Source organism: Rhodanobacter sp. FW104-R8, assembly GCF_001617365.1.
GTDB lineage: Bacteria > Pseudomonadota > Gammaproteobacteria > Xanthomonadales > Rhodanobacteraceae > Rhodanobacter.
This window is the reverse complement of the sequence record NZ_LVJR01000063.1, coordinates 1-4,451: the sequence shown is the minus strand read 5'-3', so window position 1 is coordinate 4,451 and position 4,451 is coordinate 1. Positions and strand designations below refer to the sequence as shown.

At 58.0% G+C, this 4,451-nt stretch carries 1 protein-coding gene and 1 pseudogene; both read left to right on the top strand.

Going from position 1 to position 4,451, the window contains the following annotated elements:
- Positions 1 to 835, top strand: a pseudogene (locus tag RHOFW104R8_RS17610) (hypothetical protein); the annotation flags it as partial.
- Positions 836 to 839: 4 nt separating this feature from the next.
- On the top strand, positions 840 to 4,301 hold the full coding sequence (locus tag RHOFW104R8_RS11105) for a glycosyltransferase family 1 protein (protein ID WP_161487768.1): 3,462 nt from the start codon (positions 840 to 842) through the stop codon (positions 4,299 to 4,301).
- Positions 4,302 to 4,451 lie beyond the last annotated feature (150 nt).

Below are 4,451 nucleotides of genomic sequence, written 5' to 3'. Positions count from 1 at the left end.
GCAGTGGCGAATCCATGCTGAGTACCTGCGCAACGAGAATGAGCGCCGGGAGGCAGCCTTGATCGAGCATCGACGACTGCTGGACGAGGCGGCGGAAGACGTGAAGCGTATGCAGGCCGAACGCGAGCAGTGGCGTAACGATGCCGAGCGTTTGCACGAGGAAAATGAGCGCAAGGAGCAGTTTTTGGTCGAGCGGCGGCAAGCTATTGCAACACTGGAAGACACATTGGCAGCATCACTGGCGAATCTGGCCGCTGCAACCGAACGCACAAAGTTGCTGGGTGACGATCTGGCAAAACGCGAGCACGACCTCACGCTACTGCGTGCGGACCTGGACAGCCGGTCTGCCGAAATTTTGCAACTGCAGATTGAGACGGATCGCCTGCATCGCGAAGTGGCATCTCGCGATCGGGAGGTGGGACGCCTGCATGGGCTGATTCAGACGATTCATCACAGTACTTCTTGGCGCATTACGCTCCCGCTGCGTTTGATAAGGCGCGCTGCTCGTGCGCTACTCGCGGTGGTTTTTCTCATCATCTATCAGGTGCTGCGTCGGCCTGCGCGTTTTGTCCGACCGTTGCTTCGTGTGATGGCACGATGGTCATGGCTGCGTTCGCTCGCGCTCCGAATCACCGGCCCAGACTCAAGATTGACTGCCCAAGCGCGACTTTTCCTGTTTGGCGCAGCACCGGCCACACATTTGCATGAGCAGCTTGAGACGAAGCAATTGGACGTGCCTCTGACGAGGCAGGCGACACGGGTGCTTGAGGAAATCCAGATCAGTCGAAGGAAGCGACTGCATGGCAATAGCCCGACGCAGTCCGGGAGGAGATAGGGAAGTGCATATCGTACTGGATTTGCAGGCGTGCCAGTCACCGGCGAGCCGCCGTCGCGGCATTGGTCGTTATTCTCTGGCGCTGGCCAAGGCCATGGCCGCGCACCCACGTGGACATGACATTACCGTGCTGCTGAATGAGGCCATGGGTGAGTCGATCGAATATCTGCGCGGGCAATTTGATGGCCTGCTGCCGCAGTCGCGGATACGCACGTGGGAGGCATTGGTACCCGCCACATGTATTGATCCATCCAACGGGTTTCGCATGCGTGCGTCCGAAGTGCTCCGGACGCAGGCGCTGCGGCAGCTGAAACCCGACGTGGTTCACGTGGCGAGCCTATTCGAAGGATGGGTGGAAGATGTCATTGCCACGGTGCCGGGGAATGAGGCGCACCTGGGAGCAGTCACTCTTTATGATCTGATACCACTGGCGCATGAGGAAACCTATCTAGGCGATCCGCGCACCAGACGCTGGTATATGGAAAAGGTGGCGAATTTGCGTCGCGCCGACGTGTTGCTCGGAATCTCCCGGTTTTCCTGCGACGAAGCGAGTGAACTATTGCAGATTCCCGCGGATCGCCTGACCGACATCTCCGGCGCTGCCGACGACATCTTCATGCGGCTCGACAACGCCGAGGCATTCCGCCATGAGCTGATGCATCGTTACAGTCTCCAGAAGCCGTTCATCATGTACGGAGGCGGATTCGATGCACGGAAAAATGTCGGCGCCTTGCTTCGCGCCTTTGCGTTGCTTCCAGGGGAGCTGCGAAGTGGGCACCAGCTCGTGATCGTGGGTGATGCGCCTACACTAGAGAGGGAAGCGCTGGATAGCTTGGCGGTAGAGCTGGGCTTGCGAGGCGATGAAGTGGTTTTCACGGGTTACGTGCCAGACGGCGACTTGGTAAAGCTCTACAACCTCTGCGCGCTGTACGTCTTCCCATCGCTGCAAGAGGGCTTCGGGCTGCCTGTATTGGAGGCCATGTCGAGCGGCGCCATCGTTATCGGCTCCAGCACCTCCAGTCTTCCAGAAGTTATCGGTCGCGAAGATGCGTTGTTTGACCCGCGTAGCGACAGCGCCATCACCGCCAAGATGGTCACGGCTCTTACGGACGACGGTTTCCGCGCGAGCTTGCGGGAACATGGCACAAAACAGTGCTTGAAGTTTTCCTGGAAGGAGTCCTCCCGGCGTGCCATTGCGGCTTTCGAGGCGACGAATGGATGCCGTGAGCGACGTGCCTCGATGAACGTGTCGGAATTGCCATCGGTAAAGTTTGCAACAGCATTTCTGCCAGCTCCGCGTAGAGCTGGCTCCCAGCCGAAGTCCGGTTCCATGGTGATCCATGCGGACAAGGACTGTACCGGGGTTGCGGCGAAACATTCGCTGGCAGATTTCGCGGTCGCTCGCGATCGTTTCAGTCGAGTGGTCATCGAGCTGGCCGATCACCCCTATTGCGCAAAGACTCTTCAGCTCGCTGCAACCGACGCGGTAGATATCGTGTTACGTGAACGGACCTTCGGTTCAGCGCTACAGGAGCTGGCACGGAGTGCCAAAGGCCGTGAACTCGTAGTATCCATGCTCTACCGTGTGGGTGGATACCATGCATTACGGACTGCCTTCGACGGTGGTTTTTCCGTGGAGGTACTGGGTGCGTTGGTCTCGCCGGAAGGCGTGGCCGCGCTTGGACGAAGCCAAGTGACATCAGCTAGCGCTTTGGGCTATGGCGTCGTGCATGAATCACTGGCATGGCGCGATAATATACGAGGCGCCGTTGCCGAATTGACCGGCATGGAGGGTGCGGCCGATGCCTCAGAGGATGAGTGGAGGCGTGCCGCCGCGGCACTTTCGGCCAATATGGCAGTGCCAGGTGTCACTTCGCAGTGGCTGGTCGACATTTCGCATCTGTTTGTCCGTGATGTCGGTACGGGCATTCAACGCGTTGTTCGGCATGTGCTTGACGAGCTACTTACAAAGCCACCCACAGGATATCGGGTCGAGCCCGTCTACCTCGGTGATGACGGGATATTCCGTTATGCGCGCAGCTATTGTCAGCGGCGCTACTTCAAAGCTGAGACGTTGCCTCCCGACGATGTGGTGGAGTTCACCAGTGGTGATGTCTATCTGGGATTGGATCTTATCGCCCACTTGATTCCGACGTACATCAATGTGTTTCGAAGGATGAGGAATATCGGGGTACGGCAGCATTTTGTTGTCTATGACTTGTTGCCCCTGATGCGACCAGATTGTTTCGATCCGACTGGGGTCCGTATGCTCCGCCGCTGGTACGAGTCGGTGGTTGAGGTGGCCGACAGCGTCATGTGCATTTCCAGGGCCGTAGCGGATGAATTCGAATCGTGGCTGCATCAGGCACGACCCGAACGGCATCGACCATTGGGCATTGGTTGGTTTCACCTCGGCGCCGATCTGGCGGTGGCTACAACGACGCACAGCTCCGACGATCCGGTTGGTGTCAGCCTGGTCGAGCTCGGTGATCGCCCCACATTCCTGATGGTGGGGACGATCGAGCCACGCAAGGGTCATGCACAGGCGCTGGCTGCTTTTGATCGGCTATGGGAGCAAGGGAGCGAGGTGAATCTTCTGATCATTGGCAAGCCAGGTTGGCTGGTCGACGATCTAATGCAACGTCTGCGTGAACATCCGCAGCGCGGCAAGCGATTATTCTGGTTCGAGAAAGCGGGTGATGATCTGCTGCTCGCGGCCTATCATCGCGCCTCGGCGCTGCTCATGGTCTCGGAGGGTGAGGGTTTCGGCCTACCACTGATCGAGGCCGCGCACCACGGTTTGCCACTGATTGTCCGCGAGCTGCCGGTTTTCCGGGAGATCGCCGGTGAGCATGCGCATTATTTTTCGGGCTACGGTGCTGACGACCTGGGCGATGCATTGCGTGCATGGTTGAAGCTCGATATGCAGGGGCAAGCACCGCTATCGGCCGGCATGCAATGGAAAACTTGGAAAGAGGCGACGGCGCAGTTGGTCGATGTGGTGTGTCGTGAAGATTGGATTTACCGTTGGATGCCGGGCCCGATACGTCGTTATGGCGCCTTCGACTATCGCCTCCACACGGAGATTGGATACCTTTCCCGTGGACGCATGACTACAGGCGGCGGCGCGGGGCTGTTAATATATGGCCCCTATGTGCCGCTGCATGCCGGACGCTTTATGGTCAGCATTTACGGTGGTGGTGCCGGAGCTGCGTGGATGGACGTGTGCAGTTCGCGTGGGGCGAAGGTACATGCCTATCGCGATTTCGTACCGATGGATTTGGGAGCCAAAACATTGCTGGCTCAGATCGAGCTGACACTGGATTCGGATGTATCCGATCTGGAGATACGCGTCGGCGTGGATGCGGAGACCCACATGTGGTTGGACGGGATCGAGATTCATCCGCTTGCTGCAGTCGACTCTGCCTTCGAGCCTGAATTGCAATGCGGCCCGACTGTTGCCTAGTGTCCTCCTAGATAGTAACGACAGAATTTTGAAATTCAGTCTGATGCAAGACTGTGGAATTTTTTTATTGCAAAGGAGCGTTCATGAATACGGCCTTGATTACCGGCGTTACCGGCCAGGATGGCGCCTACCTGACACAGTTGCTGCTAG